This window comes from Pedococcus sp. P2_F6 (assembly GCF_056403675.1).
The window spans coordinates 752,724-777,510 of the sequence record NZ_JBFUEZ010000001.1 but is presented as its reverse complement, the minus strand read 5'-3'; the positions used below and the strand labels follow the sequence as shown (position 1 = coordinate 777,510).

The window sequence follows — 24,787 nt, the reverse complement described above, 5'->3', positions numbered from 1 at the left end:
GGACTTCGGTGGTGGGCGCGCTGACGCTGGCGCTGGCGAGCGCCCTGACGGCCACGACGACGACAGGGGCCACCGCAGGCGCCGCCGCGACGCCCGCCAGCCTCGCGCAGGCGGCCTTCACCAGGATGACCGAGGCGCAACGGATCGGGCAGCTCTTCATGGTCGGCACCCCGGCGACCGGGTTGTCTGCCGCCGCGGCTTCAGCGATTTCCACACGGCACGTGGGCAACCTCATCCTCACCGGACGCACGTATGCCGGTGCGGCACCGGTGCGGTACCTCGCGGCCAGCGCGGACCGGCTGACGACCGCCGCGGCAACGGCGGGGGTTCCGCTCTACGTGTCCGCAGACCAGGAGGGCGGTCAGGTCCAGGTGCTCCAGGGCCCCGGCTTCACGCGCATCCCGACCGCGCTGACGCAGGGCACTTGGGCAGATTCGACCCTCACGGCTGACGCGAGATCGTGGGGGCGGCAGCTGTCCCGCGCAGGCGTGAACCTGAACCTGGCCCCGGTCATGGACACGGTCCCGGCAAGCCTTGGCACGCGGAACATCCCCATCGGCAGCTACTTCCGCGAATTCGGTTACACACCAGGGGTGGTCGCCGCCAAGGGCAGCGACGTCGTCCGGGGCGAACGGAGTGTCGGCCTGGCCGTCACTGCCAAGCACTTTCCCGGCCTCGGTCACGTGACTGAGAACACCGACACCACAGCCGGGGTGACCGACAGGGTCACCACCCGAACCACGGGCGACCTGGCTCCGTTTCGCTCGGCCATCGCCGCCGGTGCGCGCATGGTCATGGTGTCCCTCGCCGTGTATTCGAGGATCGACTCGGCCCACCCGGCAGCCTTCTCGCCCACGGTCATCGGGGGGATGGTCCGAGGAGACCTCGGCTTCACGGGGGTCGTCATGAGCGACGACCTGGGCAACGCCAAGCAGGTCGCGGGCTGGTCTCCCGGCACGCGCGCCACGAGCTTCATCGCGGCGGGCGGCGACATCGTCCTCACCGTCAACTCCACCGTCCTGCCGGCGATGGTCTCTGCCGTGAGCGCCAAGGCGGCGAGCGACCCGGTGTTCCGTGCCAAGGTCAACGCGGCGGCATACCGGGTCCTGCTGGCGAAGGCCAACGACGGGCTGCTCGGGACGCGCCTCGTCGTGGACGGCAGCCTCAGGCCGGCGACGCTCTCCGCCCTTCAGCGATGGCTCGGAGTGACGGTCACCGGCACGCTCGGCTCCGCGACCGTCAGGGCTCTCCAGGCCCGGATCGGAACGGCGGTCGACGGCCAGTGGGGTCCGAAGTCGATGGCTGCGTTGCAGTCCTACCTCGGGATCGCGCGGGACGGTGCCAGGACCTGGAACGCCCGGACCGTGAACGGCCTGCAGGCGTACCTCAACACCCAGCTCTGACCGCCCGTGGGCACCGCCCGGGGCCCAGCGCGTTAGCGTTGGCCGGGCAACGCCACGGACCTGTGGCGCACCGTTGAACGGGGATGCGTGTGGCACGTCCGCTGATCGGGACCAAGCTGTACGTTCCCAGGCCGCGACAGGGCCTGGTGGGCCGCGCACGGCTGCACGAGCTCCTCGACGCGGGAGGGCAGGCGAGGCTCACCCTGGTCTCCGCCCCGGCCGGCTTCGGCAAGACGACGCTGGTTTCGGAGTGGGTCCGTCAGAGAGGAAGCGCAGGGCACGCAGTCGCGTGGGTCTCCCTCGACAGCGCAGACAACGAGGCCGCCTCGTTCTGGACCTACGTGGTGACGGCGTTGCAGGCGGCGGTGACCGGCGTCGGTGCTGGCGCGCTGGAACGCATCGCGTCCGCGCCCGTGTCGGTGGGAGCCGTGCTGACCCCGCTGGTGAACGAGCTGGCCGCGGCACCCGGGGAGGTGTGGCTGGTCCTGGACGACTACCACGTCGTCGTCGACCCGGACGTGCGCGAGGGGATGAGGTTCTTCCTGGAGCACCTGCCGACTAACGTCCACGTCCTGCTGAGCACCCGCGCCGACCCGGACCTGCCGCTGCCACGCTGGCGGGTGCGGGGAGAGCTGGTCGAGATCCGTGCCGCAGACCTTCGCTTCACGCCGGAGGAGGCCACGGCATACCTCAACTCTTCCGCGGGCCTGGACCTCACGGCAGGGGAAGTCGCAGCGCTCGAGGAGCGGACCGAGGGATGGATCGCCGCCCTCCAGCTCGCGGCCCTGTCTCTGCGGGGCCGGTCCGATGTCGGGGGGTTCATCGCCCGGTTCGCGGGCAATGACCGCTACCTCGTCGACTACCTGGTCGAAGAGGTGTTGGCGCACCAACCCGAGCAGGTCCGCGATTTCCTCCTGCAGACCGCCGTGCTAGACCGGCTCGCCGGCCCGCTGTGCGACGCCCTCACCGGCCGTGACGACGGCAACGGGACCCTGGAGGCGCTCGAGCGGGGGAACCTGTTCCTCGTTCCGCTGGACGACCGGCGGGAGTGGTACCGCTACCACCACCTGTTCGCGGACGTGCTGAGGGCGCGACTGCTTGCCGAGCAACCCCAGCTCGTCCCGATGCTGCACCAGCGCGCCAGCGGCTGGTTCGAGCACCAGGGCCTCATCGAGGACGCGGTCAGGCACGCCCTCGAGGCCCGGGACTTCGACCACGCGGCACACCTCATGGAGCTGTCGGTTCCCTCGATCCGACGCCATCGTCGCGAAGCCGTGCTGCTCGGCTGGCTCAGGGCGCTGCCCGACTCGGCCGTCCGGAGCAGCCCGGTGCTGAGTGTCTTCTATGCCTACATGCTGATGGTCTCCGGTGACCTCGGCGCCGTCGAGGAGCGATTCGACGACGCGGAACGGGCGCTCGCCACCGGTCAGGACGGGTCCACCCGGCCGTGGGCTGACACGGACGAGCTGCGCACCCTGCCGGCCACCATCGCCGTCCACCGGGCCTCCCTGGCGCAGGCGCTGGGCGACGTCACCGGCACGGTGGCCCACGCACGGCGCGCCCTCGAGCTGGCAGGCCCCGACGACCACCTTGCCCGCGGCGGCGCAGCCGGGTTCCTCGGGCTTGCCGCGTGGGCGAACGGTGACGTGGTGGGTGCGTTGGAGACCTTCACCGACGCAGTGGCCAGTCTGCACGCGGCGGGCAACCTGGTCGACGAGCTCAGCAGCACGGTGGTGCTCGCCGACCTGTGTCTCGCCGCCGGTCGACCACATGAGGCGCGACGGCTCTACGAGCAGGCAATGCAGGTCACGGAGGCGCATGGAGAGAACGTGGCGCGGGCAGCCGCGGACCTGCACGTCGGCCTCAGCGAGATCGACTACGAGGCGGGGGACCTCGACGGGGCCGCCCGACACCTCGAGGCCGCCGCCGCCCTCGGCGAACGTGTACCCGTGAACGAGAGCCGCTTCCGGTGGTTCGTGGCCCGGAGCCGGGTTGCCGCGGCCGAGGGGGACTCGCACGAGGCCCTTGCCCTGCTCGACCGGGCCGCGGACCTCTACCGGCCGGGGTTCTTCCCCGAGGTGCGGCCCATCGCGGCGATGAAGGCCCGGGTCTGGGTCAGTCAGGGCACCCTGGCACCGGTGGTCGAGTGGGCGGCTGGACGAGGTGTCACCATCGACGACGAAGCCCGGTACCTGAGCGAGTTCGACCACCTCACGTTGGTGCGCTTGGTGATCGCGCAGCACAGGGAGCATCCGCATGCGGATGCGCTGGAGGGGGCGTTGAGCCTTGTGACGCGACTGGGCGACGCTGCCCAGACCTCTGGTCGGCACGGAAGCCTCCTCGAGATCCGGATGCTGACAGCCCTGGCACAGGACGCCCTGGGGCGCCGCGACGACGCAGTGAAGTCGCTGGCCCAGGCATGGGCCCAAGCCCCCGAACCCGAGGTCTGGGTCAGCCTCTTCCTCGACGAGGGCCCAGCGATGACGGAGCTGCTGCGCGCAGCCGAGCTGGACGTCGACGCGGGTCACCAGGCACGTCGGCTGCTCGCGCACCGGATCTCCCGGGGGGCTGGAGGACTCGAGGACGCAGGGCCGCAGGCGGGTGGGTCGGTCGCGCTGAGCGACCGCGAGCTGCAGGTGCTGCGACTGCTGGACAGCGAGCTGACCGGACCTGAGATCGCCCGCGAGCTCTTCGTGTCCCACAACACGTTGCGCACCCACACGAAGCACATCTTCACCAAGCTCGACGTGACCAGTCGCCGCGCTGCGGTGCGCACCGCCCGCGAGCGCGGCCTGTTGTAGCGCCCGGCAAATCACCCCGTCGGTCACATCGTTGGGTGACGCCCGCTCACCGTCCGGCTACCTACCTTCGAACTACCCCCACGGCGCCTCGCCGAGGACCTCGAACCAGGAGTCGGTCATGACCATCACCACCACCAAGCTCACCCGCGCGGCAGGCCTGTGCGCCGTGGTCGCCGGTCTGCTCTTCATCGCCGTCCAGATCAAGCACCCTCCCTTGGACGTCGCCTTCGTCACCACCACCGAATGGAAGGTCCGGCAGGGGATGAAGGTGGTGATGGCCGTTCTCTCACTGGCCGGCATCACCGGCATGTACCTGCGCCAGGTGAAGCAGACGCGAGTGCTGGGGCTGGTCGGGTACCTCCTCTTCGCCGTCGGCTACCTCATCATGCTGAGCATCGAAGTGGTCGGTCTGGTCGTCTTCCCGTCGATCGCCGTCACCTCACCTGGCTACGTCACCGACGTCCTCGCGGTGGCGACGGCCGGCCACGCGACCGGCGACATCGGCCTCATGCAGCCCCTCAACCTGGTGAACGCCCTGACCTACCTGGGTGGTGGCTTCCTGTTCGGCGTCGCTCTCTTCCGGGCCAACGTCCTCGCCCGATGGGCGGCAGTGGTGCTCGCTGCCGGAGCCGTCGCCACGATCGCCATCCCCCTGGTGCCGGACGTCAACTTCAGGCTCTTCGCCCTTCCGATCGGCGTCGCCATGGTCGGCCTCGGCTACTCCCTGTGGAGCGAGGGACGCACCCGCACCGCGCAGTTCGCGCCCGGCTCTGCCACCGCGCAGCACGACCTGGCCGGCGCCAAGTGAGCGTCCACGTGGCTGCGGCACCCACCCGGTCGGCCAGGTCGACCGGGTGGGTGCCGTTCGCCCTCGTCGCGTTGGTGGTCGTCCCGGCCGTCGCGGGCTCGCTGCGGCTGCTCGAGCTCGCAGGCGGCCCCCACGTCCTGCCCGCGAACCCACGCCTCAGTGCCTCGCCGGTGCCGGTCGTCGTGCACATCACCTGCGCCGTCACGTATGCCGTGCTCGGCGCCTTCCAGTTCTCCGCGGCCCTGCGGCGCCGTCGACCCGGCTGGCACCGCAGGGCTGGACGAGCCCTGGTGGGCTTGGGTTTGGCGGTGGCGGGCTCGGGTCTGTGGATGACGCAGTTCTATCCGCGCCAGCCCGGCACGGGCGAGCTCGCCCATGTGTTCCGGCTGGCGTTCGGGTCAGGGATGGCCGCCTGCATCGTCCTCGGCTTTGCGGCAGTCCGCCGTGGCGACATCGTGCGTCATCGGGCCTGGATGACCCGCGCCTACGCCCTGGCGCTCGGTGCGGGGACCCAGGTCTTCACCCTCGGAATCGGGGAAGGTGTCTTCGGCACCAGCGTCCTCACGAAGGACCTGAGCCTCGGTGCGGGCTGGGTCATCAACCTGGCGGTGGCGGAGTACGTCATCGGGCGCGATGGCCGCCGGAGGCCCCAGCGGCTTGCCACAGGGCTGACCACCCAGGTCGGTGCGCCATGACACGGTCCGGCAGTCGACCCGCACCCACCAGCTACCGGCTCCGGGTCGACGGGCACCTCGAAGAGCACTGGTCGCCCTGGCTGGCCGACCTCACCCTGACGCGCGAGGTCGACGGCACCACCACGCTGACGGGCGAGATCGCGGACCAGGCGCAGCTGCACGGACTACTGGCCAGGATCCGGGACCTCGGTGTCACGCTCCTGGCCGTGCAGGTCGATGACGACGGCCCCGGGGAAGGGACGGCTGTTCAGAGGTAGAAGGCGCGGACGGAGTCGCGGACGTCCTCCTCGACCAGGTCGGCATTCAGGGCGATGGCTGCGGCTGATCCTTCGCCTGCCGCCGTGATGACCTGCGCTCGCGGATTGCTCACGTTGCCCGCCATCCACACGCCTCGAACGCTGGTCGATCCGTGCGCTCCAGTGACGACCCAGCCCTGGCTGTCGAGGTCGGCACCCAGCGTGGTGAGCAGGCTGTGGTTGGGGACGAACCGCGGCGGGACGAACACTGCGTCGCGGGCGATGGTTCGACCGTCGGCCATCTGCACCCCGCTCAGGTGGTCGTCCCGGACGAGGAGCTCCGCCACGTCGCCTTCGACGATGCCGATCGCGCGCGCCACGAGCTGCGGACGATGGGCCTGGGTCAGCGTGTCAGCCGGCACGAACAGGACGACGTCGTCGGCCCACTGCCGCACGATCTGCGTGTAGCCGATCGTCTCCGGACCGTTCCACAGGACCCCGAGCCGTTGGTCGCGTACTTCCCAGCCGTGGCAGTAGGGGCAGTGCAGCACGTCGCGTGCCCAGCGGTCGGCCAGACCCGGGATGTCGGGGAGCTCATCCCTGAGACCGGTGGTGACGAGCAACCGCCGTGCTGACACGCGCGTGCCGTCGTCGACCAGCACCCAGAAGCCCTTGGTGCCGTCCCGCACGGCGTCGGTGACCATGCCGGTGCGGAGCTCTGCGCCGTACCCCATCACTTCGGTGCGCCCGAGGGTCAAGAGGTCAGCGGGCGGCATACCGTCTCGGGAGAGGTAGCCCTGCATGTGGGCGGCAGGGGCGTTGCGTGGTGACCCGGCGTCGACCACGAGGACCCTTCGCCGCGCCCGGGACAGGACAAGGGCGGCTGACAGGCCGGCGGCGCCGCCACCGATCACCACCACGTCGAATTCGCTCATGCCGCAAGGGTGGACCCGTGGAGGGGGTCCTTTGAGGGGAGTGGACGCCGGAGCAGGTGCACGCTGAGCGCGACGACCAGGACCAGGAAGGCAACCGGGGCGACGACCTCGAGAAGGGACCCTCCGAAGGCAATCTCCAGCGAGCGCAGCGCGCACAGGCCAGCCACTGCCAACGACGTCCAACGGAGCCATCCCGGTCCCCGCCAGAGCCGCCAGCACGTCGTGGCGAACCATGCGATGGTCAGGAACAGCAGCACGTCGACCAGGTCGGAGAGGCGAGCGAGGTTGTGCACGAGTGACGACGTCGCAGTGGGCGCGACAACGCACAGCCACAGTGGAGGTACCACCGTCAGCACGGCGGCAGCCGACATCCCACCACCGGCCACCACAACGGGTCTGCTGGCTTCAACGGAGGTCGATCGAGCGAGCCCCACCACGAACACGAGCAAGGGCGCGGTCGCCACCAGCTCGACGAGCTGGGCGACGGCGACGACCCCAGCGTGCTGCTCGTAGTACGTCCGCACTGCGGCCGTTGCGTCGTGCCCGCCAGGGACGCTCGCCATGCCAGCCCCGATGAGGAGCAGGAGCACGAAGGCGAGCCCTGAGGCACCTGCCGTCCGGGCGCCCTTGTCACGACGTTCGGAGCTGCGTGTCGGTCTCATAGGACCATGGTCGCGACGGCTGCCCTGAAGTCCACTGACGAATGGGTGACAAATGGGCCGGGCGGTGTAGCGTTCCCGACGTCCCGGTTCGCCCGTTCCTGCGTGGCCCACGAGGCTGGAGAATGCCGATGGCATCGATCGACGACGTGAATCGCGACACGAACATGTTGTTGGACGCGCTCGTGCGCACCTCGCCCACCGAGATGACCGGCGGCATGGGACAGGTTGGATCGTTCCCGGGACTGGTGCCCCAGACGTATCACGCAGCGTTGAGGGCACGTGACGCCGCGGCGGAGATCCTGACTCTCGTCAGGGAGACCGGTGGACTCCTCAAGGCGGTCAACGTGGAGACACTCGGCAGGATCGAGGCCCTGGGCGCGGGTGGCCAAGCGACACTGGGTCGGGTGGAAACCGCGGTCAACGACGGTCGCGCGGCCAGCGACCAGACCCTGGGTCGCATCGAGGCCGATCTCAAGCAGGTCATGGAGTTCCTGCCCACGGTTCGTGCCGACCTGTCCGACCTGAACGCCAAGCTCGACTCGATCCTCGTGGAGCTCCGCCAGGGCATGTCCGACCTCGCCGACAAGGTCGCTGCGCTCCAGAGCGACGTCAGCGCACCGCCTCACTGACGTCCAGGGAACAGGGCCAAAGGCCCTGAGCGGTGGGGACATTTCGGCTACGTGGGGCATTTGGGATCGTGGCCGTGTCGGTCGAAGAGTTCCCGGCGTAGGGTGGGGCGAGAGGCTACCCCGGACCCGGTGGCGAACCCCGCGACGTCCGGAGCCCTCAGGTGCCACCGTCAGGCCAGCACGGCCACCCCGAACTGCAGCTGGTCCCTGCCCGTGGCGACGAAGCGGCCGTGCCCACGCCGGGGACGACGATGACCGGACTGCGGGACCTCGGCCCCGGAGGACGCACGTGCAGGCCATCGCGCACCCTGGCAGCGGTCCACTACGACTGCGGCGCAGTGTGGGTCGTCGAGCTCTTCGGCGAAGCCGACATCGGCAGCCGGCACACCTTGGAGGGCGCCCTGAGCGCGGGGCTGTCCAAGGGTCGCAGCGCGGTGATCCTGGACGTCTCCAACCTGACCTTCTGCGACTCATCGTGTGTGGAGGCGGTGCTCTCAGCCAATGAGGACGGCCGCCTCGTGGTCGCGGGTGCGAGCGGAGGCGTGAGCCGTGTCTTCGAGATCCTCGACCCAGACCGGACCGTCGCCCGTTACCGCACGCCCCGACCGCCCTTTCCGCCGTGACGCTTCGGAAGAGCGCCTGCCACGGGACGCTGCGCCCGGGAGCACCGCGCGCTGGCTTGTCACGCTTCACGGTGCTTTAGTAGTACTAGCGTCGCGGGGCGTCTGACGTGGGCGCCGTGGCGACGCGGTCACACGGCCGAGGCCGGCGCAGCTCGGCGTCACACGGCCGAGGCCGGCGCAGCTCGGCGAGGAGCGCAGATGCCGAGCGGACCCGCACCACAGGACCCCAGGCATCTCAACGCGCTTCCGCCACAGTCCGACCCCCAACCGCGCGGACGGGGGCGGGGCTTCAGACATGACGCGTCACTGCATCGAGGACGCAGGCGGCTCGTCGCGGCTGCCGCCGACTTCGTACGGAGCGGGCTCGAGGCCGGTGAGCAGGTCATGGTCTGCGCCCTCGACGACGTGCTCGCCCGGCTGTCCGGCGAGCTCGCCACGGGTGGAAGCCAGCCGACGCTCGTGGAACACGGCAGATATCCCTCGAGAAGCGTGGCGCACTGGATCGCCTTCGCCGACCGGTGCGAGGCCACCGGGCAGCCGGCAAGGCTGCTCATCAGTCCCGCCTACGGCCATCGCCCGGTCGCGGTGCGCCGCCAGGAGCAGTTCGCCGACGCCCTGGTCAACATGGCCGTGGGAGCCGACACCGATCTCTGGGTTCGTTGCAGCTTCGACACCGATCATCTGGACGCCGACCGCACGGACGAGATCGAGGCGTGCCACTCGTTGCTCGAGCACGAAGGCGCGTACGAGGGCAGTACGGGCTATGCCGGGCTCGCGCACGTCCGCCACCTGTTTGCCGAACGACTGGTCGACCCTGCCGGGCCGGCCCGGACCTTCGTCGTCTCGCGTCACTCCGACCTGGCCGCGGCTCGGACGACGATTCGCGAGGAGACCGCCAGGGCGAAGCTGCCTGCCGAGGACGCCGAAGCCGTCGTCCTGGCCGTCCACGAGGCAGCCCTCAACGCCCTCAACCACGGTGGTGGGACGTGTCACCTGTGCGTATGGCGGACCGCCGCCCGGCTGGTCTGCGAGGTCCGCAGTGTCCACCGGCTGAGGGACCCGATGGCCGGGCACCGCCTCGCATCGCTGGACGACGACCATGGTCGCGGGCTGTGGCTTGCCAACCAGCTCTGCGACCTCGTCGAGATCAGGTCTGGACGGTGGGGGACAGCCGTGCGCATCAGCACCTGGATCTCGGCGACACGGCGAACGAGGCTCGCCTAGAGGAACCCAGGACCGTGGGCGTCAGCACCTCAGCCCAGCGCACGAGCCCACTCCGTCACCTGGGCATCCGGCATGGATGGTGGGGCGAACCGCACCACGGTGCCGGTCGAGTCCACGAACGCCACGACCCCGGAGTCCCAGGCAGACGCGCCACCGGTGTTGGCGGCGGCGTCGAGGAACCACACCGCTGACAGGGGCACGGCGGCATACCCGACGGGCGCGGGCAGGTCTCCCGCCTCGTGCTCGATCACGGCCACGGGGCGCGGGTTCAACTTGTCCGCCGTCGGGTCGGTGACGAGCCCGAGCAGAGTGGGACGGGAGGGAGTCTTCGCCAGAAGCGGCTGCAACCGCCGCAGCGCGGCCGACACCTGCGGGACGGTCCCCACGGTGATCACGACGGGCTTGCCGCGGTAGTCCGCCCACTTCAGCTCTCCGCCACCGAGGCGTTCAACTGTGAAGTCAGGGACGTGGGAGTTGTCGAGGGGATCCTTCTCGCCCTCGAAGGGGTGTGAGACCTCCAGGCCCGGGGTGCTGCCGCAGACGTCGTCCATCCAGGCAGCCACAGCGGGATCCGGTGCGGGGAGGGTGCCGACCGGCTGTGTTGCCCCCACGGCCCTCAGCTGCGACAGGAGGCGCACGGCCGGCTGGACGTCGTCACTGTCATCTCGGCCACGGAAGTCGGACACCGTGACGACCACGCCGTCCGTCACCAGGGTCAGCTCGCCCATGAGCACCCCAGCCGGAACGCCGAGCTGTGGGTCGAGCCGCCGACAGCTCATGCCAGCGACATCGGGATGCCAGTCGTTGGTCGAGACGACCACCGGAGCGGAGCACCCGCCGTCGGCGGCGATGCAGGTGCCGTAGTCGGCCTGGACCTGGAACGCCGGCGCGTTCTCCTCGACCAGGTCCAGCAACGTCAAGGGGAGATCGCCGACGCTGGAACCCAGGTAGTAGGCCGGCTTGCCCGCTGTCTTGACCTGGGTCTCGACGGCGTGCAACTCGTTGGCGCCCAGGGGTGTTCCCTGCGCAAACGCGCCGGCCCCGCAGGCGGAGACCGTCAGGACGAGCGCGGCGGCGCCGATCGTCGTCGGCAGGAGCTGGGTCGATCGCATCGGCATTTTCCTTGTCGCGGGCGGGGTGCAGGCGGGGTGGTGGACCCCTGGAGGGTGCGCCTCGGGGTGACCCGACCGCGTCCGCGCCGAGGTCCGACCGTGTCGTCCTGCACGCTGATGGCGATGTGGACCTGAGGACGACGTCCCCCCACTCCGACCCGCGTAGCCTTGGGCCATGTCAGGGCTGTCGCACCGTCTGACGTGGCGGGACTGGGCGGTCCCCGGAGCCCTCTGGGCTGTGGGGCAGGTGGAGCTGTGGGTCACGGGTCCCCAGACCGTCGCGGTGCACGGTGCGAGGTGGCCCTTCGCCCTGGCACTGACCGCGAGCGCGCTCGCCCTGTGCCTGAGGCGGACCCATCCGGTTGCGGCGCTCGTGGTGGTGGTCGGCTCGATCGTCGTGACCACCACGGCGCAGCTGCACGCGTTCCTGCTGGCCGGCCTCTATCTGCTGGTGGTCGCCGTCTTTGCCTGCGGACGCTATGGCACCGGGGTGACGAAGTACGCCGCCCTCGTCCTGCCCGAGCTCCCGGTGCTTCTGTGGACGGGCGTCATCCCTGAGATCAACGTCGACAACGCGTGGGCGTGGGGGTTGAACTCGTGGTGGATCTTCGCACTGGGGGCCGCGTTTCGCCACGAGCGCACGCTCCGGGAGCAGGTGGCCCGGGCGGTCGCCGCCCAGGCCCAGGCCCAGGTTGCGGACCAGCGGGTGGGCCTCGCCCGCGAGGTCCACGACGTGGTGTCACACAGCCTCAGCGTTATCGTCGTGCAGTCGGAGCTGGCGCGGTTGTTCATGACATCGGACCCGGCTCGGGCAGATGAGGCGATGCTCCGGGTGCAGGACACGGGGCGCGACGCGCTGGGCGAGACCCGACGCCTGCTGGAGGCGTTGCGGGATCCGACGCAGGGCAACAGCGCCGCCCACCCGCCCACCTGGCCCGACGTCCCCGAGCTGGTCCGGCGGATGCGGGAGTCCGGGCTGCAGATCACCCTTGATGCCCCCGACAGCGAACCCACGCTCACTCCCGAAGCCTCGGCCACGGCATACCGAGTGGTGCAGGAAGCCCTCACCAATGCCCTGCGGCACGCGCACACGTCGCCCACCTCGGTGGCCGTCCGACAGCAGGCCGACCTGCTCGTGATCGACGTGCAGAACGACAGCGAGGCGCCCAGCGGGGTGAACGGCAGTTCGGCCGCACCCGGGTTCGGACTGTCAGGAATGCACGAACGGGTGGCTGCCTGTGGCGGCATGCTGACGACCGGACCGCGGCCCGGCGGCGGCTACCGCGTGCGTGCCGTCCTGCCCCTCGGAGATGCCCCGTGACCACCCTCGTCGTGGTCGATGACCAGTTCCTCATCCGTGACGGCGTCGCGGCCATCCTCGATGCCGAAGAGGACTTCACCGTGCTGGGGACGGCCGCCGACGGAGCGGAGGCGATCGGCCTGATCACGACGCTCGCACCAGACGTCGCCCTGATGGACATCCGGATGCCTGAGGTCGACGGCATCGAGGCCACCCGCAGGATTGTCGAATCAGGTTCTGCCACAAAGATTCTCATCCTCACGACCTTCGGTGCGGACGACTACGTGCTCGCCGCGCTGCGGGCTGGTGCCAGCGGGTACCTCCTCAAGGATGCGCCGCGAGAGTCGCTGGTCGCGGCGATTCGCGCGGTGGCCGCTGGTGACGTCGCCGTCGAGAAGCAGGTGCTCGCTCAGCTGGTGCGGGGCCAACCCCGGCGGGAGCACCCGGAGGCGGTGGCAGCCCTGGGGCGGCTTTCGCCGCGGGAGTCCGAGGTGCTGCACCTCGTGGCCCAGGGAGCCAGCAACCCGGAGATCGCGCGAAGCCTCTTCATCGGCGAGACCACCGTCAAGACCCACGTGTCGCGGATCCAGACCAAGCTCGACGCTCGCGACCGTGTGCAGCTTGTCGTCATCGCGCACCGCGCCGGCGTCGCCTGAGGCGTCACGGCGAGCCATTTCGCGGGCAGGACGGGCATCAGCGCTATCCTCTATGCAGGCCTAGCAGCCAGCCCCCGGACGCCGACGACAGCGCCCAGACCGGGTCGGAGTCGATGACGGGTGAGCACATGAGCGGTTGGACGGTGGGTGCCGTGCGCGCATGTCGCGCCGCCACGGCAACAGTCCCAGCTCGACCCGGGTGCCGTTGTGACTGAGGTCCACGGTCGCCTTGCCCGCGCCAACCGGCTCATCGACGACGAGCCATCGCCTCCGGGTGGAACCCCGGGAACGATCGGTCGGCTCGAACGACTCTGCTCCGCGCTGACCCGCGCGCTCCCGGCCACGGGGGTCGGCGTCAGCCTCCTGACCGACGACAACCGCGGCGGCGGGACCATCGCCGCGTCGAGTGCCGCCAGTCGGGAGCTCGAGGAGCTCCAGTTCACCCTCGGCGAAGGCCCCTGCATCGACGCCTACAGCTCGCGGCGCCCGGTCATGGAACCGGACCTGCCCACGCACGGGATGCGACGCTGGCCGGGCTACGCCCCTGCCGCCCACGGGCGCGGCATCAATGCAGTCTTCGCCTTTCCCCTACAGGTCGGGGCTGCTCGAGCCGGTGCGCTCGACGTCTACCGCGACGAGCGGGGGTCGCTGACCGCCGACGGGCTCACGCAGGCGGTCACGTTCGCCGAGGTGGCGATGGGTCTGCTGGTGGACGGACAGGACGGTGCCCAGGACGGCAAGACCACCGAGGACCTCGATGACGCGCTGGCCTACCGACTCGAGGTCTACCAGGCGCAGGGGATGGTGATGGTGGATCTCGGGGTGGGTATCGACGAGGCGATGGCGCGACTTCGGGCTCACGCGTACGCCCACGGGCGTTACATCAGCGATGTCGCAAGGGACGTCGTCGCCGGTAAACTCAGACTGAACCGAGACACGAAATGACCGGGCAGAGGACGGGCCGCCTGCGCAGGACGCGACGGGGAAGGGGAGCCCACGATGATTGCCGCTGATGTGCTCGCCGAGGTCTTCGTAGAGGTGGCGGACACCCTCGTCGACGACTTCGACGTCATCGAGTTCCTGGAGACCGTGACCAGGCACACCGCTGCGGTGAGCAGCGCGGACTCCGCCGGGTTGCTGCTGGCGGACCCCCACGGCCAGCTGCAGTACATGGCCGCCTCAGCCGAGTCGGTCAAGCTGCTCGAGCTCTTCCAGCTGCAGTACGAGGAGGGGCCTTGCCTGGACTGTTTCCGCACCGGCACCGCGGTCGTCAACACCAACCTGCACGAGGCCACCGAGCGGTGGCCCCTGTTCGCCCCGCGCGCGGTCGCTGCAGGTTTCCGCTCCGTCCACGCCTTCCCCCTGCGCCATCGCCAGAGGGTCATCGGGGCGTTGAACATGTTCAGCAGCCACACCGGTCGGCTCGAGTCGGCGGACGCCCGCATCCTGCAGTCCATGGCCGACATCGCCACCATCGGCCTCCTGCAGGAGCGCAGCATCCGGAGCGCGGAGATCCTCACCGAGCAGCTCCAGGGTGCGCTCAACAGCCGGATCGCGATCGAGCAGGCCAAGGGCGTCCTCGCCAGGACCCACGGCATCGACGTCAACACGGCCTTCGACCGCCTGCGCCAGTACGCTCGCCGGAACCACCACCGGCTGACCGACATCGCCCAGGCGATCGTCGCCGACCCCACCAGCCATCCAGACCTCACCACGGCCAGGACCACCCCCACGCAACCACCTGCCCGGTGACCCGACCTCACCCGAGAGGCACACCATGAGGAGTCGCCTCGCCAGCCTGGTGCTGCGGTCCGCAGGCTGGACCGCCGTGGGCGAGGTGCCCCGCACCGGGGTGCTCGTCGGCGCTCCACACACGTCCAACTGGGACTTCGTGATGATGCTGCTGATCATGTGGCGGGGCGGGGTGACACCGCGCGTGCTCATCAAGAAGGAGCTGTTCCGTGGGCCGGTCGGCTGGCTCCTGCACCGGCTGGGCGGCCTGCCGCTCGACCGTCAGAACCCGGGTGCGGTCGTGCGCGAGCTCGTGCGCGAGGCGCGCAGCGGAGAGCCGTTCCTGCTGATCCTGGCGGCAGAGGGCACCCGGCAGAAGGGCGAGTACTGGAAGTCCGGATTCTGGCGCGTGGCACGATCCGCCAAGCTGCCGATCGCTCTGGCCTTCATCGACGGGCCCACTCGCACAGCGGGTTTCGGTCCGACGATCTCGGCCACGCCGGATGTTGTCGCAGACATGGACAAGGTGCGGGAGTTCTACGCGGACAAGCACGGCATACACCCGGAGCTGCGCACCGAGCCTCGCCTTCGCGAGGAGCTGCGAGCCATCTCACCGGAGGGGGACTGAGGTGGCTGCCACGGGCGACTCGGGGGGCGCCGGGGCGGTGGGGCGAAATGTCCTCGGTGGCGAGCTGGAGGTCTGCGGCACGGAGCCGATGACCGGGTTCTTCCGCGACGGCTGCTGCAGCACGGGCCCTCAGGACCTCGGCAGCCACACCATCTGCGCGGTGGTGACCGCCGAGTTCCTCGAGCACCAGCGCGGAATCGGGAACGACCTGTCGACCCCGATTCCCGAGTACCGCTTCCCCGGACTGGTGCCGGGGGACCGCTGGTGCGTCACGGCGCTCAACTGGGCGCGGGCCCACCGTGACGGGGCAGCCGCCCACGTCGTCCTGGCGGCGACCAACGAGGTGGTGCTGCAGGTTGTCCCGCTGGAGGTCCTGAGGGAGCACTCCGTCGACGTCCCGCCGGACCTCAGCTCGATGGGGGTCTAGGCGAGTGCCTCGCGTGACGGACCTCAGGACTTCTTGAGTCGCCGCCAGCCACCTGCCCGGTTGTTGGCAATGACCTGGCGCAGGAACTCCAGCAGCGCTGCCTCGTTGACGGGGTCGCCCTCCCAGAACGCGATGGTGCGGGCGGTGGCGTTGTCATGGCCGCCGGTCACCAGGCCGTGGGGGTCGTCCACGATGGCCCCGTCGTAGACGAACAGGTTGACGTGGTCCTTCGTGGCAAGCAGCGCACAGACGTTGCCCTCGAGCACGAAGTAGGGCTGCACTCGCCGCTTGATCGTCTCCTCGACCTCGGGGTCGGCGGCGTGCACGACCTCTCGGAGACGTTGGCACAGCTCGTGCTGCCAAGCCGGCAATGACTGGATGTAGGCGTCCACCAGGGGATTGGTGTCCATGCCAGATAGACCGCCGCCGACCCGGCAACTCATCGGCGACTCCTCAGCCGGCCATCCCGTTGGACCTGGCGGCTCGGGCCAACGGCAGCAGGACGGTGAAGGCCGAACCCTCGCCGACGCTGGAGGTCACGTGCACCGTGCCGTCGTGGCCGTCCACGATGGCACGCACGATGGAGAGCCCGAGGCCGGTGCCCTGGACGGCCCGCTCGGTGGCGTCCGAGGAGCGGAAGAAACGGCGGAAGACCTGACCCTGGTCGCTCTCGGAGATGCCGAAGCCCGTGTCGGCCACGATCAGCCTCGCCCTGCCGTCACCGAAGCGGTCATAGGTGGTGTCGAGCCTGAGCACGATGCTGCCGCCGTCGGGCGTGAACTTCACGGCGTTGGACAGGAGGTTCGTGACGACCCGCTCGAGGGCGGCCGGGTCGCCGTGCAACGGGACCGGGCGGTCTGTGACGTCACGCGACAGCTCCAGGTCTCGCCGTTGGGTCAGAGCACCCACCGACTCCCAGGCGTGGTCGACGACCTCCACGAGGTCACAACGCTGGCGGGCGAGGTGGAGCTGCCCTGACTCGATGCGCGAGTTGAGCAGCAGGTCCTCGATGAGGGCGAGCAGCCGCCGTCCGTTGCGGTCGATCCGCGAGATCAGGTCGAGCTGCTTGGGGGCCAGCTCACCCACCGCGCCGTCCTCCAACATCTCGGTGTAGCCGAGCACACTGGCCAGCGGCGTCCGCAGCTCGTGGCTGACGGACGAGAGGAAGTCGTTCTTGGTCCGGTCCAGGGCGGTGAGCTGCTCGACCGCGCGGCGCTCGCGCAGGAGCGCCGCCTGCACCGCGTCGGCCGACACGCGTCGTTCGGTGACGTCCTCGGCCACGCCGAGGTAGCCCGTAGCGGTGCCGGCCTGGTCGACGATGGCACTCGTCGTCAGGTCGACCACGATGCGGCGCCCGTCCTTGGTCACCCAGGTCCAGTCACGCGTCTCCGTGCGGTCCGCATCCTCGAGCGCGTGGACGAGGACGGCCGGACCGGCCGGGAGGCGGAGCTCGGCCGCACGCCTGGCCACTTCTGCCGGGTCGTGCAGGTCGACCCAGTTGAGCGAACCGACGACCTCGTCCGCTTGGTAGCCGAGCAAGTTGGTCGCACCACGGTTGAACAACGTGATGGTGCCCGAGGGGTCGGTCCCGATGATGGCCGTCGCGACGGCGGAGTTGAGGACGGTCTGGGTGAACGTCGCCTCGCTGTGCAGGTCTGCGAGGGCGTCACGGCGCTGGGTCGAGGCCACGGCGAGCGCGAGGCCGGTAATGGCGGCGGTGATCAGGAAGGCCTGCGTCAGGGCGCCCACCGTCTCGGGCTCGACGATCCCGGAACGCGCCGCCGCGGCGAAGGGTCCGCCCCCCTCACTGGTGAGCAGGACGACCAAGACGCCGAGGGCGAACAGCTGGACGGCGAGGCTGCGCAGGTGGAGTCTGGTCGCCCCCCAGACCAGTACCGGGAGTGGGAGGAAGGCGAGCGGAAGCCCGTCCTTGGAGGCGAACACCCACAGGACGACAGCCAGCAGCATGACCGCCTGGAGCAGGTCCTCCAGCCGGCGGGGTTGGGACCTGCTGGTGGAGACGGCCACACCGAGTGGCGCCATGATGAGGACGGCCGCGGAGTGGGAGGCCGCAACGGCGTAGGCCGTGGGCAGGAAGGTGCCGTCGAGCGTGTACGTCACGATGAGGCCGGCCAGGACGCCGAAGAGGACGGCTCCTGTCAGGGTGGCGACCAACAGTCGGCCCAGGTCGTCGAGTGAGGCGAGGCGAGGGCGGCGCCCTCCGCGCGTCATCACCCACCAGACCACCGCGGCCTCGGTGGCGTTGGCCACGCCGAAGCACGTGGCGGCGAGGAGGGGCCGCCCGCCGTAGAGGTTCGCCGCACCGCTGATCACCACCATGCCGCCGACGACGATGCCTGCACGTCGCCAGTTCGGGCCCGTCGCCAGCAGGAAGGCGACGGCGAGCCCGGCCGCCGGCCACCACACGGCGACGGAGGACCCCGGCGGGGCGAACCGGACGGCGCTCGCCGCCAGCACGAAGACGGCGACCGCCATGACGGCAGCCGCGAACGGCCACCGTCGCAGGAACGAGGACGAGGGGATCACCTAGCTCCGCAGAGCTCGGGCGCGGCAGGCCGACGACAGGAGGTGCTCGTGGCGCCGGTCTTCCGGCTGGAGGGCATGGCCCATTGTTGCGCAGTCGGCGTGCTCAGGTGGGGAACCGCGCCCGGCCCGTGACCCGCAACACGTCGGGGGTTCCACCCAGACCTCCCCGCGCGTCCGTCCTCAAGAGTGTGGACTGCGGAGCACAGGCGGGGTCGGGTGGCAGGGTGGACTCGGGCGACGACGGCGGGGGAGGCGGAACAGGTGGACGCGCGTGAGGACTTCGAGGCGTTCGTGCGGGCCCGTTGGGTGCCGCTGCTGCGCACGGCCACGCTGCTCACGGGCGACCCCCACGCGGCTGAGGACCTGGTGCAGGAGACGTTGGCCAGGGCGGCGCAGCGCTGGTCCGTCGTGTCGGCTGCCGGATCGCCGGAGGCCTATGTCCGACGGATCCTGTACACCCGGTCGGTGGACGCCTGGCGGTGGCGGCGCCACCAGCCCGACCCGGTGGAGGCCAGCGAGCGGCTCGCCTCGTCCTCACGCGACTGGGTCGCCGGCGCCGATGCCCGCCTCACGCTCGCGGGGGCGCTGACTCGCCTGACCGCGAGGCAGCGTGCCGTCCTGGTCCTGCGTTTCTACGAAGACCGCACCGAGCGCGAGGCGGCCGACGTGCTCGGCTGTTCGGTCAACACCGTGAAGTCCCAGACCCGCCACGCGCTGGAACGCCTCCGCGTCCTCGCTCCGGAGCTCGCACTCACCTTTGGCAGGACGGAGGTTCGTCGATGAACACCCCACTCGGCACCGCCATGGCGGATCTGGTTCGTGACGTCGGGTCGGCCGGAGGTCCTTCCGTCGACGAGCTCTGGACCCGGGGCGCCCACCGCAGGACCAGGATGCGTGTCGCCAGCGCCGCCGCCTTTGCAGCCCTCGTCGCGCTGCTGACCTTCGTCGCCTGGCCGTCGCTGTCGGTCCCTCCCGTGCCCGCCTCGCCCCGGCCGCTGCAGACCGACGCTCCGGACACCTACCCCTCGATCCTCGCCCACCCCTACTTCGCCCCGAACGTCCTCAGTGCCCATCGTCCGATGACCGCGGTCGTCCTCGACGGGACCACGGCCTTCGGCATCGACTCCCTCGGTGAGGCGTGGAAGGTGCCCGGTGCCGGACCGAGCCGGATGTATGCGGCGTTGTCACCCAGCGGTCGCTGGATGGTCGACGGCCTCGACGTCTACGACTTCGTGGCGGGCTCGAGTCGCCCCGTTCCCCAGCCGGGTGCCCCTGACGACTATCAGCTGTGGGCGGCCTGGTCGCCGGACTCGGGTCACTACGCGCGGGCCTACGGCTCGTCGTCGACCATCGTCGTCGCCACCCCCGAGGGGCCCCAGGTCCCGGTGCCCGCGCACACGCCGCTGGAGCAGGTCACGAGCGGCTTCCCCCTGGCTGGTGGCTGGCTGGACGACCGCACGCTCATGGTGACCTACAGCTCGCAGACCGACTCGACCCTCGACGTGTACACGTGGACCCTCGGCGACTCCTCGTGGCGGGCCGTCGGGCGCCTGACCTACCCGTCCGAGGCGACCCTCGAGCCCCAGGCGATGGCGGTGTCGCCGGACGGCCGCACCCTGGCGATCGGTGCGTCGCTGATGAACGCCTCCTACGACTCCTCGGTCATCACCTGGGACCTCACCGGAGTGCGGGAGACGGGTTTCGCCGCGAGTGGCACTGTCGTGCCGCTGCACTCCCGCTACTCCGTGGACGGGGTCACCTGGCAACGCGGCGTCCTCTTCGTCACCTCGAGCGGGCGCACGGGTCCGGTCGGGGGACCGGCCGCCGCCGAGAGCACGGCGGGCTTTGCCGGGCTGACGAGCTGGAGGGCCGATGCCTTCAGCGGCAAGCCCCACGTCAACCAGGCTGCGGTGTGGCGAGCCAGGCTGGTCGTGTGGATCACGATCCCGCTGGCCCTGCTGGGGGTCTGGCTGCTGTGGCGCCTGGGCCTCTGGACGGCTCGGCGCCTCGGCATCCTCGACGGGCCGCTGCCGCTCCGGTTCGACCCGACGTGGTGGCGCCGCTGAGACCCGGCCGGCCACCGGCGGGACCGCTCGGGCTGGGTTAGTCTCCGGACAAGGAAGGGAGACGCCAGTGCCAGTGCATCCCCGCACCACTCCGCAGTTCCGCTTCACCCTCAACGGAACGCCGACCGAGGTCGAGGTGGATGCGGGGGTCAGCCTGCTGGACCTCCTGCGCGAGCGCCTCGACCTCCCCGGGACCAAGAAGGGCTGCAACCAGGGCGCCTGCGGGGTCTGCACCGTGCTCGTCGACGGCCGCCGCGTGCTGGCCTGCCTCACCCTCGCGGTCCAGGTCGAGGGCCGGGAGGTCACCAGCATCGAGGGCGTCGGGTCACCCGAGACTCCGCACGACCTCCAGCGTGCGTTCGTCGGGGCAGACGGATTCCAGTGTGGCTACTGCACTTCAGGTCAGATCTGCTCGGCTCTGGGCATGCTGCGCGAGCTCGACGAAGGGGTGCCGAGCGCGGTCTCCGAGCACCTCGCCTCACCGCCCGCCCGCTCGAACCTCGAGGTGCGAGAACGCATGAGCGGCAACTTGTGCCGGTGCGGCGCCAACAACGGCATCGTGGAGGCCATCGAGTCCTATGCGAACACGGCGGGTGGTCACCGATGAAGCCGGTCTCGAATGCCGTGCCGGCAAGCATCGACGAGGCGCTGGCGGCCATCGTCGACCTGCCTGGTGCGAAGTTCCTCGGCGGTGGCACCAACCTGGTGGACCTCATGCGTGAGGGCATCGAGACGCCGGACGTCCTCGTCGACGTGTCCCGCCTCCCGTTCGCCGAGATCAAGGAGACCGCGGACGGTGGCCTGCGGATCGGTGCCGGAGTCAGGAACACCGACCTCGCCGCCGACCTGGCTGTGCGCCAACGCTTCCCAGTCCTCGCACAGGCGATTCTCATGGGGGCCTCCGGCCAGATCCGCAACATGGCGACTGTCGGGGGCAACCTCCTGCAACGCACGCGATGCCTCTATTTCTACGACCACGCCGCCGCGTGCAACAAGCGTGAGCGCGGTGCCGGTTGCGATGCTGCCGGGGGTCACAACCGGATGGGTGCGGTCCTCGGGGCCAGCGAGCACTGCGTGGCGGTGCATCCCTCCGACCTGGCTGTGGCTCTCGTGATGCTCGACGCGGAGGTCGAGGTCGCCAGCCGCGCCGGCGTCCGGACGATCCCGATCCAGGACTTCCACCGACTCCCGGGCGAGACGCCGGACGTGGACACCACCCTTGCGGCAGACGAGCTGATCACGGCGGTTACCGTCGCGGCGCAGCCACTGGCGGCCCGCTCCCGCTACCGCAAGGTCCGCGACCGTGCCTCGTACGCGTTCGCGCTGGTCTCCGTGGCCGCCGCCCTCGAGGTCACCGACGGCACGGTCTCGCAGGTGCGCGTCGCGCTCGGGGGAGTGGCCCACAAGCCTTGGCGGGCAACGACTCTCGAGCAGCACCTGACCGGGCAACCCGCCACGGACGAGGACTTCACGGCCGCGGCCCGTGCCGAGCTGGCGCAGGCCGTGGGCACGCCCAGCACCGAGTTCAAGATCGACCTCGCGGTCCGTACGATCACCGCCACCCTCCGGCGACTGCGCGACGAAGGAGGTGCGTCATGACCCTGGCGCCCGAGCGGACGACCCAAGCCGTAGCGCCGACGGAGACCGACGAACGGACCGGTCCAGCCATCGGGAGGCCGGTCGACCGGGTGGACGGGCTCGCGAAAGCAACTGGCACAGCTCGGTTCTCGGCGGAGTACCCCTTGCCGGGCCTGACCCATGCCGTCCTCGTCCACGCGCCCATCGCCCGCGGTCGCATCACGTCACTCGACACTGCCCGGGCCGAGGCCCATCCGGGCGTGGTGCTGGTCCTGACCCACCACAACGCCCCGCGCCTCACCCCGCCACCGAGCCGGATGAACCCGATGGACCTCTCCACCATGGCCGCTGGGAGCTCCATCGCCTTCCTCAACACCGACGAGGTGCACGTCGACGGGCAGCCCGTCGCCGCCGTGGTGGCCGAGACCCTCGAAGCAGCCCAGTACGCCGCGTCCCTCGTCCATGTGGAGTACCAGGCCATCACTCCCACTGCCGACTTCGACGCAGAGCTGCCCACCGCGACGCGGGTCCGCTCGATGCCGGTGATGCCCGCGACGGGAGGCAAGCGCGGTGACGCCCGCGCGGCATACGCGACGTCGCCGGTGAAGGTGGACCTGACCTTCACCACCCCACAGCACAACCACAACGCCCTCGAACCCCACGCGACCACGGCCGTCTGGGACGGCGGACGGCTCACCGTCTACGAGGGCTGCCAGAACATCGACTGGACCCAGAAGTTCCTGGCCAAGCGGTTCGACATTCCGGCCGGCGACGTCCACGTCGTGTCGAAGTACGTCGGCGGGGGTTTCGGCGGCAAGTCCAAGGTGTGGGCCGCGACGTTGATCGCCTGCATGGCCGCCAAGGTCGCGGAACGGCCGGTGCGGCTGGCCCTCACCCGCGAGGGCGTCTATCGCACCGTGGGTGGTCGGACCCCCACCCGTCAGCGCGTGGCGATCGGGGCCTCGCGAGCCGGTCAGATGGAGGCCCTCATCCACTCGGCCACGTCACGCAAGGGTCGTGTCGGCGGTGAAGCAGACCAGATCGTCGCGTGCAGCCTTGACCTCTACGACGCCTCGACGATCCTGGCCGAGCAGAAGGTCGTCGAGCTCGACCTCATGACGAACACAGCCATGCGTGCCCCCGGCGAGGCGCAGGGCAGCTTTGCCGTGGAGTCCGCCGTGGACGAGCTCGCCATCGAGCTCGGAATGGACCCGGTCGACCTGCGCCTGCTCAACCAGCCCGGCGAGAACAGCCCGGTCCACGGAACGCGCTACTCCCACCGCAGGCTCGCCCAGACGCTCGAGCAGGGACGGGACCTGTTCGGGTGGGCCGATCGGCCGGCGCCGGGCACGCGCGACGGCAAGGACCTCGTGGGCTGGGGGGTGGCCGCCGCCATCCACCCGTCCTGGGAGTTCGTGGCCAACGTCCAGCTGACCGTTGATGCGACCGGTAGCGCCACGCTCGCCTGCGCCTTCCACGAGATGGGCATGGGCACGGCCACTGTCGTGGGCCAGATGGTCGCCGACTGCCTGGGGGTGCCGTTGGAGCGGGTGAACGCGCTCTACGGCGACTCTGACCTCCCCATGGGGCCGGGAGCGGGGGGCTCGGGCCAGACCGCGAGCCTGGCCGGCTCCATCGAGAAGGCCTGCCACGCCATGCGCAAGAGGCTGGACGCCCTGGCGTCCAAGGCGGGTATGCCGGACGGTTCCGACCCTGCCGAGGTCCTGACCCGCGCGGGCCAGCGTTCGCTCACGGTGCAGGTGGGTGCTGACTCCGGACCGAAAGCCATGTGGGGCCAGGTGCGGTTCCTCTCCAAGCTGGTGATGGACAGCAGGCGGTGGATGAAGGCCGCCACGGGGGCGCACTTCTGCGAGGTCAGGGTGGACGCCGACACCGGTGAGCTGCGAATCCGTCGGTGGGTCAGCGTCTTCGACGTGGGTCGGGTGGTCAACCCCAAGACGACCCACAGCCAGCTGCGCGGCGGGATCGTCATGGGTCTGGGCCTCGCGATGGGGGAGGAGACACTGATCGACACGCGGAGCGCGCGGATCATGAACCCGAGCCTCGCCGAGTACCACGTGCCTGTGCACGCGGATGTCCCCTTCCTGGACGTGCACACCCTCGACGACCCGGATCCCCAGATGCCCTTGGGCATCCTCGGGGCGGGCGAGGTGGGCATCGTCGGGGTCGGTGCAGCCGTCGCCAACGCGGTCCGCCACGCCACGGGGCGGCGCGTCACCGACCTGCCCCTGACGCTGGATCGCATCGTCGGCTGACTGCCCGTGGCGGGGCGCTCAACGGGACGAGGAGGAGGGCGGCCTGGACAGCTCCTCGACCGCCGCCTCGATGTCCTGGTCAGTGCGGTCCACGGGCTCCATGTACAACCTGGCGCCGGCGATCAGGTCGTCGCGCACCGTCACGATGATGACCCCGCGCATGGCAAAGGGCGAGCCGTCGGAGTGCTGACCCTGCCAGTCGAACTCACCCCACTCGGTGTCCCCGTCCACGCAGGAGGCAAGCAGCTCGGCGTGGAAGTCGGGGACGCCCTCGAACACCGCGGTCCAGTTGGCCAGGACCTGGGCGCTTCCCTTGAAGCCACGGCCGGGGTGGACGGGCTGGGAGCTGTCGTAGTCGGCGGCGAAGTGGGACGCCATGCGCTGCGCGTCGTGGGCGTTCTGTGCCTCCGTGAGGCGCTCCAGGATCCTCATGACGCTGACGTTAGCCCT

The 24,787-nt window shown here is 70.3% G+C and carries 25 protein-coding genes; 19 read left to right on the top strand and 6 right to left on the bottom strand.

Going from position 1 to position 24,787, the window contains the following annotated elements; translation table 11 throughout:
- The first annotated feature begins 8 nt into the window (after positions 1-8).
- The 5 genes from AC1DWP_RS03710 to AC1DWP_RS03690 all read left to right on the top strand — a co-directional run bounded on the left by AC1DWP_RS03710 (position 9) and on the right by AC1DWP_RS03690 (position 5,964).
- Complete coding sequence (locus tag AC1DWP_RS03710; protein WP_477613093.1) at positions 9-1,403, top strand: glycoside hydrolase family 3 N-terminal domain-containing protein; 1,395 nt, start codon at positions 9-11, stop codon at positions 1,401-1,403.
- Positions 1,404-1,492: 89 nt separating this feature from the next.
- A complete protein-coding gene (locus AC1DWP_RS03705; RefSeq protein WP_477613092.1) occupies positions 1,493-4,204 on the top strand; it encodes a winged helix-turn-helix domain-containing protein in 2,712 nt (903 codons plus the stop codon).
- A gap of 118 nt (positions 4,205-4,322) precedes the next feature.
- Positions 4,323-5,012, top strand: a complete 690-nt coding sequence (locus AC1DWP_RS03700) for a hypothetical protein (protein WP_477613091.1) — start codon at positions 4,323-4,325, stop codon at positions 5,010-5,012.
- 8 nt (positions 5,013-5,020) lie between these two features.
- Complete coding sequence (locus AC1DWP_RS03695) at positions 5,021-5,707, top strand: DUF2306 domain-containing protein (protein ID WP_477613090.1); 687 nt, start codon at positions 5,021-5,023, stop codon at positions 5,705-5,707.
- Complete coding sequence (locus AC1DWP_RS03690) at positions 5,704-5,964, top strand: hypothetical protein (RefSeq protein ID WP_477613089.1); 261 nt, start codon at positions 5,704-5,706, stop codon at positions 5,962-5,964. The genes AC1DWP_RS03695 and AC1DWP_RS03690 overlap by 4 nt, the downstream gene beginning before the upstream one ends.
- Here the strand turns inward: AC1DWP_RS03690 and AC1DWP_RS03685 are convergent.
- Together AC1DWP_RS03685 and AC1DWP_RS03680 are read right to left on the bottom strand one after the other, a co-directional pair.
- Complete coding sequence (locus AC1DWP_RS03685) at positions 5,955-6,878, bottom strand: NAD(P)/FAD-dependent oxidoreductase (protein ID WP_477613088.1); 924 nt, start codon at positions 6,876-6,878, stop codon at positions 5,955-5,957. The genes AC1DWP_RS03690 and AC1DWP_RS03685 overlap by 10 nt on opposite strands.
- On the bottom strand, positions 6,875-7,540 hold the full coding sequence (locus AC1DWP_RS03680) for a hypothetical protein (RefSeq protein WP_477613087.1): 666 nt from the start codon (positions 7,538-7,540) through the stop codon (positions 6,875-6,877). Before AC1DWP_RS03680 ends, AC1DWP_RS03685 begins: the two co-directional genes overlap by 4 nt.
- Positions 7,541-7,668: 128 nt before the next feature.
- On the opposite strand from AC1DWP_RS03680, the gene AC1DWP_RS03675 reads away from it, so the two are divergent.
- From AC1DWP_RS03675 to AC1DWP_RS03665, 3 genes are all read left to right on the top strand, one after another.
- Complete coding sequence (locus AC1DWP_RS03675) at positions 7,669-8,169, top strand: hypothetical protein (RefSeq protein WP_477613086.1); 501 nt, start codon at positions 7,669-7,671, stop codon at positions 8,167-8,169.
- 230 nt (positions 8,170-8,399) lie between these two features.
- Positions 8,400-8,792 carry an STAS domain-containing protein gene (locus AC1DWP_RS03670; protein ID WP_477613085.1) on the top strand — a complete coding sequence of 131 codons (393 nt, stop codon included), beginning with the start codon at positions 8,400-8,402 and terminating at the stop codon, positions 8,790-8,792.
- Between the two features lie 198 nt (positions 8,793-8,990).
- Positions 8,991-10,016 carry an ATP-binding protein gene (locus AC1DWP_RS03665; RefSeq protein WP_477613084.1) on the top strand — a complete coding sequence of 342 codons (1,026 nt, stop codon included), beginning with the start codon at positions 8,991-8,993 and terminating at the stop codon, positions 10,014-10,016.
- A gap of 29 nt (positions 10,017-10,045) precedes the next feature.
- On the opposite strand, the gene AC1DWP_RS03660 is transcribed toward AC1DWP_RS03665, so the two are convergent.
- Positions 10,046-11,128 carry a hypothetical protein gene (locus tag AC1DWP_RS03660; protein ID WP_477613083.1) on the bottom strand — a complete coding sequence of 361 codons (1,083 nt, stop codon included), beginning with the start codon at positions 11,126-11,128 and terminating at the stop codon, positions 10,046-10,048.
- A 175-nt stretch (positions 11,129-11,303) separates the two neighbouring features.
- Between AC1DWP_RS03660 and AC1DWP_RS03655 the strand changes: the two genes are divergently transcribed.
- The 6 genes from AC1DWP_RS03655 (at position 11,304) to AC1DWP_RS03630 (ending at position 15,870) form a co-directional block, all read left to right on the top strand.
- Positions 11,304-12,449, top strand: coding sequence for a sensor histidine kinase (locus AC1DWP_RS03655; protein ID WP_477613082.1), 1,146 nt, complete (start codon positions 11,304-11,306; stop codon positions 12,447-12,449).
- Positions 12,446-13,084: a response regulator gene (locus AC1DWP_RS03650; RefSeq protein ID WP_477613081.1), complete on the top strand. Its 639-nt coding sequence runs from the start codon at positions 12,446-12,448 to the stop codon at positions 13,082-13,084. The genes AC1DWP_RS03655 and AC1DWP_RS03650 overlap by 4 nt, the downstream gene beginning before the upstream one ends.
- A gap of 207 nt (positions 13,085-13,291) precedes the next feature.
- The gene (locus AC1DWP_RS03645; RefSeq protein WP_477613080.1) at positions 13,292-14,029 is read left to right on the top strand and encodes a GAF and ANTAR domain-containing protein; all 738 of its coding nucleotides are present in this window, start codon (positions 13,292-13,294) and stop codon (positions 14,027-14,029) included.
- Positions 14,030-14,083: 54 nt separating this feature from the next.
- Positions 14,084-14,836, top strand: coding sequence for an ANTAR domain-containing protein (locus AC1DWP_RS03640; protein WP_477613079.1), 753 nt, complete (start codon positions 14,084-14,086; stop codon positions 14,834-14,836).
- A gap of 25 nt (positions 14,837-14,861) precedes the next feature.
- A complete protein-coding gene (locus tag AC1DWP_RS03635; RefSeq protein WP_477613078.1) occupies positions 14,862-15,443 on the top strand; it encodes a 1-acyl-sn-glycerol-3-phosphate acyltransferase in 582 nt (193 codons plus the stop codon).
- A gap of 1 nt (position 15,444) precedes the next feature.
- Positions 15,445-15,870 carry a DUF2237 family protein gene (locus AC1DWP_RS03630; RefSeq protein WP_477613077.1) on the top strand — a complete coding sequence of 142 codons (426 nt, stop codon included), beginning with the start codon at positions 15,445-15,447 and terminating at the stop codon, positions 15,868-15,870.
- Between the two features lie 23 nt (positions 15,871-15,893).
- On the opposite strand, the gene AC1DWP_RS03625 is transcribed toward AC1DWP_RS03630, so the two are convergent.
- A complete protein-coding gene (locus AC1DWP_RS03625; RefSeq protein WP_477613076.1) occupies positions 15,894-16,280 on the bottom strand; it encodes a DUF1801 domain-containing protein in 387 nt (128 codons plus the stop codon).
- Positions 16,281-16,323: 43 nt separating this feature from the next.
- Complete coding sequence (locus tag AC1DWP_RS03620; RefSeq protein WP_477613075.1) at positions 16,324-18,417, bottom strand: ATP-binding protein; 2,094 nt, start codon at positions 18,415-18,417, stop codon at positions 16,324-16,326.
- A 216-nt stretch (positions 18,418-18,633) separates the two neighbouring features.
- On the opposite strand from AC1DWP_RS03620, the gene AC1DWP_RS03615 reads away from it, so the two are divergent.
- The 5 genes from AC1DWP_RS03615 (at position 18,634) to AC1DWP_RS03595 (ending at position 24,337) form a co-directional block, all read left to right on the top strand.
- On the top strand, positions 18,634-19,200 hold the full coding sequence (locus AC1DWP_RS03615; RefSeq protein WP_477613074.1) for a SigE family RNA polymerase sigma factor: 567 nt from the start codon (positions 18,634-18,636) through the stop codon (positions 19,198-19,200).
- The gene (locus AC1DWP_RS03610) at positions 19,197-20,483 is read left to right on the top strand and encodes a hypothetical protein (RefSeq protein ID WP_477613073.1); all 1,287 of its coding nucleotides are present in this window, start codon (positions 19,197-19,199) and stop codon (positions 20,481-20,483) included. The genes AC1DWP_RS03615 and AC1DWP_RS03610 overlap by 4 nt, the downstream gene beginning before the upstream one ends.
- Before the next feature lie 67 nt (positions 20,484-20,550).
- Positions 20,551-21,090, top strand: coding sequence for a 2Fe-2S iron-sulfur cluster-binding protein (locus AC1DWP_RS03605; protein WP_477613072.1), 540 nt, complete (start codon positions 20,551-20,553; stop codon positions 21,088-21,090).
- Entirely contained in the window at positions 21,087-22,082 is a 996-nt protein-coding gene (locus tag AC1DWP_RS03600; protein WP_477613071.1) for an FAD binding domain-containing protein, read from the top strand. The genes AC1DWP_RS03605 and AC1DWP_RS03600 overlap by 4 nt, the downstream gene beginning before the upstream one ends.
- Complete coding sequence (locus tag AC1DWP_RS03595) at positions 22,079-24,337, top strand: xanthine dehydrogenase family protein molybdopterin-binding subunit (protein ID WP_477613070.1); 2,259 nt, start codon at positions 22,079-22,081, stop codon at positions 24,335-24,337. The genes AC1DWP_RS03600 and AC1DWP_RS03595 overlap by 4 nt, the downstream gene beginning before the upstream one ends.
- Positions 24,338-24,355: 18 nt before the next feature.
- Here AC1DWP_RS03595 and AC1DWP_RS03590 read toward each other — a convergent pair whose 3' ends face one another.
- Positions 24,356-24,769, bottom strand: coding sequence for a nuclear transport factor 2 family protein (locus AC1DWP_RS03590; protein WP_477613069.1), 414 nt, complete (start codon positions 24,767-24,769; stop codon positions 24,356-24,358).
- Between the last annotated feature and the right edge of the window lie 18 nt (positions 24,770-24,787).

What these genes read in the sequence shown, in the direction of transcription:
- AC1DWP_RS03700 (WP_477613091.1), top strand. Translation starts at nt 4,323, where the DNA reads ATGACCATCACCACCACCAAGCTCACCCGCGCGGCAGGCCTGTGCGCC.
- AC1DWP_RS03690 (WP_477613089.1), top strand. Translation starts at nt 5,704, where the DNA reads ATGACACGGTCCGGCAGTCGACCCGCACCCACCAGCTACCGGCTCCGG.
- AC1DWP_RS03685 (WP_477613088.1), bottom strand. Translation starts at nt 6,878, where the DNA reads ATGAGCGAATTCGACGTGGTGGTGATCGGTGGCGGCGCCGCCGGCCTG.
- AC1DWP_RS03680 (WP_477613087.1), bottom strand. Translation starts at nt 7,540, where the DNA reads ATGAGACCGACACGCAGCTCCGAACGTCGTGACAAGGGCGCCCGGACG.
- AC1DWP_RS03675 (WP_477613086.1), top strand. Translation starts at nt 7,669, where the DNA reads ATGGCATCGATCGACGACGTGAATCGCGACACGAACATGTTGTTGGAC.
- AC1DWP_RS03665 (WP_477613084.1), top strand. Translation starts at nt 8,991, where the DNA reads ATGCCGAGCGGACCCGCACCACAGGACCCCAGGCATCTCAACGCGCTT.
- AC1DWP_RS03660 (WP_477613083.1), bottom strand. Translation starts at nt 11,128, where the DNA reads ATGCGATCGACCCAGCTCCTGCCGACGACGATCGGCGCCGCCGCGCTC.
- AC1DWP_RS03655 (WP_477613082.1), top strand. Translation starts at nt 11,304, where the DNA reads ATGTCAGGGCTGTCGCACCGTCTGACGTGGCGGGACTGGGCGGTCCCC.
- AC1DWP_RS03640 (WP_477613079.1), top strand. Translation starts at nt 14,084, where the DNA reads ATGATTGCCGCTGATGTGCTCGCCGAGGTCTTCGTAGAGGTGGCGGAC.
- AC1DWP_RS03635 (WP_477613078.1), top strand. Translation starts at nt 14,862, where the DNA reads ATGAGGAGTCGCCTCGCCAGCCTGGTGCTGCGGTCCGCAGGCTGGACC.
- AC1DWP_RS03625 (WP_477613076.1), bottom strand. Translation starts at nt 16,280, where the DNA reads ATGGACACCAATCCCCTGGTGGACGCCTACATCCAGTCATTGCCGGCT.
- AC1DWP_RS03610 (WP_477613073.1), top strand. Translation starts at nt 19,197, where the DNA reads ATGAACACCCCACTCGGCACCGCCATGGCGGATCTGGTTCGTGACGTC.
- AC1DWP_RS03600 (WP_477613071.1), top strand. Translation starts at nt 21,087, where the DNA reads ATGAAGCCGGTCTCGAATGCCGTGCCGGCAAGCATCGACGAGGCGCTG.
- AC1DWP_RS03595 (WP_477613070.1), top strand. Translation starts at nt 22,079, where the DNA reads ATGACCCTGGCGCCCGAGCGGACGACCCAAGCCGTAGCGCCGACGGAG.
- AC1DWP_RS03590 (WP_477613069.1), bottom strand. Translation starts at nt 24,769, where the DNA reads ATGAGGATCCTGGAGCGCCTCACGGAGGCACAGAACGCCCACGACGCG.